Source organism: Arthrobacter crystallopoietes BAB-32 (assembly GCF_000328305.2).
In the GTDB taxonomy this organism is placed as follows: Bacteria; Actinomycetota; Actinomycetes; order Actinomycetales; family Micrococcaceae; genus Crystallibacter; species Crystallibacter crystallopoietes_A.
The window spans coordinates 1-4923 of record NZ_ANPE02000155.1 but is presented as its reverse complement, the minus strand read 5'-3'; the positions used below and the strand labels follow the sequence as shown (position 1 = coordinate 4923).

The following is a 4923-nucleotide window of genomic DNA, read 5'->3' as shown; positions in this document are numbered from 1 at the left end:
TTTTCGGATTTCCTTGTTTCGCTTTCCTTGCTGCGATGTTTCTAAGTTATTTCATCCGTTTTGTTTTTGTCAAATCGGCGTTTTCCGCGATTTTCCATTCACAAAAGAATGATCCCATACGAAACCTTCAGCTTTTCCTGCTTTGCCTTTCAGGGCGCAGCGGAATTGCTTTTCGATTTCCTGGGGTTTTGTCCTCCTGCTCGCTTTCCGGAATTCCGGGCCAGCGGCGGCGACTCAGAAGACATTACAGGCTTCGGCGACCGGTCGCAAATCGGCTCGGCAGGCCCTGATCCAGGAACGGCTCAGGCCCGCCGGCTGCTCGATCCAACTGAGGAGCGGAGCAGCCGGCGGGCCTGCGGGTGCGTGAGGATTCCCTGCCTTAGTGCCGACGGCACCGCGGGTTGGGAGGTGCCGTCGTCATGGCTTCGCCACGACCATGGCGAGGGTGCGCTTGCCGCGGCGCATCAGGAGGTACTTGCCATGCAGGAGGCCGTCGGCGCTGATGACGGTGTCCGGGTCGGTGATCTTTTCGTTGTTGACGTAGGCGCCGCCTTCGGCGACGGTCCTCCGTGCCGCCGAGTTGCTGGCTGCCAGGCCGGAGGCAACGAGCAATTCGATGATGTTGAGCGATCCATTGCCGATTTCGGCGCTGGGCAGTTCGGCGGTTGCGGCGACAAGAGTGGATTCATCGAGGACCGACAGCTCGCCCTGGCCGAACAGGGCGGCCGAGGCGGCGATCACTTTGTCCGTCGCCTCGGCGCCGTGGACAATCGACGTCACGTCGTAAGCGAGGGCACGCTGGGCTTCCCGCGTGTGCGGCCGTTCAGCGACGGCACGCTCCAGCTCTTCGATTTCTGCCTTGCTGCGGAAGGTGAACACCTTCAGGCGCTGCACTACATCCGCGTCCGCCGTATTCAGCCAGAACTGGTACATCGCATACGGCGAGCACATCGCGGCATCGAGCCAGATCGCGTTGCCCTCGCTCTTGCCGAACTTCGTACCGTCGGCGTTGGTGATCAGCGGGGTCCCCAGGGCATGGACGGACTTGCCTTCAACCTTGCGGATCAGGTCGGTGCCGCTGGTGAGGTTGCCCCACTGGTCGGAACCGCCGGTCTGCAGGACACAGCCGTACTGGCGGAACAGCTCCAGGTAGTCCATGCCCTGGAGGATCTGGTAGCTGAACTCGGCATAGCTGATGCCCTCATCCGAATTCAGCCGGGAGGCCACGATGTCCTTCTTGATCATGGTCCCAACACGGAAGTGCTTGCCCACATCGCGCAGGAAGTCCAGGACATTCATCGGCGCGGTCCAGTCCAGGTTGTTCACCATGCGGGCCGCGTTGGCGCCGTCGAAATCGAGGAAGCGCTGCACCTGTCCCTGAAGGTAGCCGACCCACTCGGCGACGGTTTCCTTGGTGTTCATGGTGCGCTCGGCGGTCGGACGCGGGTCCCCGACGAGACCGGTCGAACCGCCCACCAGGGCCAGGGGCTTGTGGCCGGCGAGCTGGAGCCGGCGCATCGTCAGCAGCTGGACCAGGTTACCGAGGTGGAGGCTCGGCGCGGTCGGGTCGAACCCGCAGTAATACGTGATCGGTTCCCCGCCGAGGAGTTTTTCCAGCTCGGCCTCGTCAGTTGAGACGTGGACCAGCTCACGCCACTTCAGCTCCTGCCATACATTGGCGAAAGCCGGGTCATTCTTTAGGGAACTCAGAAACGTATTCGTCGACACGCCTTCTAAATTATCAGCCTTCGATGCCGGCAGGGACATCGCCGGCGGCGATGAGACGCAGCCGCTGGGTAGGCCTGGTCATGGCGACGTACAGGTCCCCCACGCGGCCGGCGGCGTCAGCCAGGACTTCGGCCGGCTCGAGCAGCAGCACGCCGTCGAATTCCAGGCCCTTGGCTTCCTTGGGTCCGATAACGGTGATGTCCTGGTCCAGGCCACCGGCGCCGCTGCCGACGCGGCTTCCATACACAGCAGCCAGCGCCTTGCGCAGCTCCGGCACGCGGTGCTCGGCGGCAATAACCGCCAGCAGACCGCCGTCGAGCAGTTCCAGTTCCTGCGGAACAGCCGCCAGCATCCGCTCCGCCAGGGCACCGTCGTCGATGCGGTCGATGACCGGAGCCCATTTTCCTTCGCGGACGGCCTTGGGTGCCGAAACGACCTGTCCGGCGGCATTGGCGACCCGCACGGCTGCCTCGGCGATCTGCGCGGGCGTCCGGTAGTTGACGGTCAGTTCCTCCAGCCGCCAGCGGTCCTTCGCGAACGGTTCCAGCGCCTGGTTCCAGGACTGGGCGCCGGCTGCGGAACTGGTCTGCGCGATGTCGCCGACGATGGTGAACGACTTCAGGGGGCAGCGGCGCATGAGGAGGCGCCACTGCATGGCCGACAGCTCCTGCGCTTCATCCACGATGATGTGTCCGAACGCCCACGTCCGGTCCGAAGCGGCGCGCTCGGCGGCAGTGAAGCGAATCTCCTGGGCCTGGTTGTGGGCGGCGAGGTCCTCGGCGCTGACGATCCCGTCGATGCCGGTTTCCTTCAGCATTTCGTCGACATTCTTCAGCGACTGCTCGGCGTTGGCCACGTCCCGGGTACGCTCCTGCTCGCGCTGCGCCTTGTCCCGGCCGGCCGAGGCGTCGAAGGGACCGAGCAGTTCGGCTGCCTCATCCAGCAGGGCAACGTCCGCTTCAGTCCAGGGCGCATCCGGGGTGCGCAGCAGCAGGTCCCGTTCTTCGGCGGTTAGGGCCGGTGCCGCTGCTTCAAGGTGGGCAGGCTTGCTGAGCAGTTCGCCGATCAACTGCTCCGGCGTCAGCGGCATCCAGCAGAGGTTCAGTGCGATGCGGACGTCACGCGCCGTCCGCACATCTTCGGCCAGGTAGGCACGGTCCGTGTTGTTGCCGGCGCCGGAGGACTTGTTCAGCACGTCGGTCAACTGCTCGGTGAGCTCGCGCAACAGGATCTTGACGAAGGTGTTGCGGGCTTCGTTGTGCGGCTTGCCGGTGGCGCGGGCCTTGTCCCGCGCACGGATTACCTGCTTGGGCGTAAGCGTCAGCGTGGTTCCTTCCACGCTGAGTTTGCGCGGCCCGGCCGGCACGCGCTGGCGGTTGGCCACCGCCCGGGCAACCACCTTGGCCATCGCTGAGCGGCCCTTGAGCTCGGCCACTGCCGGATCCGCCTCGGGTACGGCGTTGATGCCGGGCATGAGCCGGCCCAAAGTGGACATCACGACGCCGGTCTCACCGAGCGAGGGCAGCACCCGTTCGATGTACTTCATGAAGGAATTCGACGGGCCGACCAGCAGGACGCCGGCCGATTTCAGCCGCTCGCGGTGCATGTACAGCAGATAGGCGGCCCGGTGCAGGGCGACCGCGGTCTTGCCGGTGCCCGGGCCACCCTGCACCACGAGGACGCCGGGCATGGGGCTGCGGATGATCCGGTCCTGTTCGGCCTGGATGGTGCCGACGATGTCCGACATCTGTCCGGTGCGCTTGGAATTGAGGGCGGCCAGCAAGGCTCCCTCGCCCTGCAGGTTGTTCGAGCCATCGAGCATGGACGCGTCCAGCACGTCGTCTTCGATGGCTTTGACCTCGCGTCCCTTGAGGACCAGGTGGCGGCGGCGGCGGACGCCCTGTCGTTCGAAGGCGGTGGCTTGGTAGAAGAGCCCGGCCTCGGGTGCGCGCCAGTCCACCATCAGGCGCTGCAGGTCGGCCGTACTGAGGCCGATGCGCCCGATATAGCGGGTTTCGCCCCCGTCCAGGTCCAGCCGGCCGAAGACCAGCCGGTCATCGACAGCGTTCAGCTGCGCGAGCCGGTCCTCGTACATGGTGGCGAACGCGTCACGCTCCGAAATGTTCTGCATCGATCCGACGGCTCCGCTGCGGCGGACGCGGTCCAGCTGCTCCTGCTTTTCGGCACGCAGTTCGTCCAACCGGCGGTACAGACCAGCTACGTATTCGCGCTCGTGGCCAAGTTCGGCATGAGCCGCAACCGTCTCCTGCATTCTTCGTTCCCCTCCCGCAAAGGCAGACCATCCATTTTACAGTGCCGCGGATGAATTTTCCTGCAACGGCAGGCGAACCCGCGGGAACGGTGGGCAGGAGCCGGCGCTACTCGCGGACCAGCGAGCGGATCCGCCGGCCGGCCAGGTTCGCGCGTCCGCGCAGGCCGGTCAGTTCCAGGACCACGCCGAAGCCGGCTACCTGGACGCCGGCGCGCTCGAACAGCCTGGCCGAGGCCGCCAGGGTCCCGCCGGTGGCCAGCACGTCGTCGAGGATGAGCACGCGCATGCCTGGCCGCAGGTCATCCATGTGCAGTTCCAGGGTCGCGGTGCCGTATTCCAGGCTGTAGTCCTCCGCGTAGACCCGGCGCGGGAGCTTGCCCTTTTTCCGGACTGTTACGACGCCGGTGCCCGCGGCATAGGCGCCTGCGGCCGCCAGCAGGAAGCCGCGGGCCTCGATGCCGGCGACGGCGTCAAACTGGCCTTCGAACGGATCGACCAAGGCATGCACGATGCTGTGCAGGGCCGGGCCGTCGGCGAATACCGGGGTCAGGTCCCGGAAAACGACGCCGGGCTGCGGGTAGTCCGGGACGGTCGCCGAGAGCCGGCCGATGATGGATTCAACAGGTTCCAGAGAGCGTTCTTGCACGCGTTCCACCCTACCGGGCAGCCTGCGGCTAATCTGCGCTGCGCCGGCGCGGCTTGGCGGAGCGGTAGGGCGAGACGGATTTCTCTCCCTCCAGCCAGAAACGCCAGGGATAGCTTTCCGACCCGCCTTCCCCGCTGACTCCGACGCGGGGGCCCCGGCGCACGTGCGAGGGCGGCGCCGGGGTGGCCGGCAGGTGCAGTTCCAGTTCCCCGGGGACGAACGCCCGGCCGTTGTCCGCCAGGGTCAGCCCGAGGGCCTGCGCCAGCCGCCCCGGCCC

The 4923-nt window shown here is 66.1% G+C and carries 4 protein-coding genes; all 4 read right to left on the bottom strand.

Annotation, left to right across the window (positions count from 1 at the left end; genetic code table 11):
* Positions 1-417 precede the first annotated feature (417 nt).
* Positions 418-1767, bottom strand: a complete 1350-nt coding sequence (gene tyrS / locus D477_RS12655) for a tyrosine--tRNA ligase (RefSeq protein ID WP_052510777.1) — start codon at positions 1765-1767, stop codon at positions 418-420.
* On the bottom strand, positions 1742-4000 hold the full coding sequence (locus D477_RS12650; RefSeq protein WP_005269755.1) for a HelD family protein: 2259 nt from the start codon (positions 3998-4000) through the stop codon (positions 1742-1744). The genes tyrS and D477_RS12650 overlap by 26 nt, the downstream gene beginning before the upstream one ends.
* Positions 4001-4106: 106 nt before the next feature.
* Positions 4107-4646 carry an adenine phosphoribosyltransferase gene (locus D477_RS12645; protein ID WP_005269754.1) on the bottom strand — a complete coding sequence of 180 codons (540 nt, stop codon included), beginning with the start codon at positions 4644-4646 and terminating at the stop codon, positions 4107-4109.
* A 28-nt stretch (positions 4647-4674) separates the two neighbouring features.
* A partial coding sequence (locus tag D477_RS12640) for a DNA-3-methyladenine glycosylase (RefSeq protein WP_005269753.1) occupies positions 4675-4923 on the bottom strand: 249 nt, incomplete at its 5' end.

Coding starts and splice junctions, on each gene's coding strand:
- D477_RS12650 (WP_005269755.1), bottom strand. CDS start 4,000: ATGCAGGAGACGGTTGCGGCTCATGCCGAACTTGGCCACGAGCGCGAA.
- tyrS (WP_052510777.1), bottom strand. CDS start 1,767: ATGTCCCTGCCGGCATCGAAGGCTGATAATTTAGAAGGCGTGTCGACG.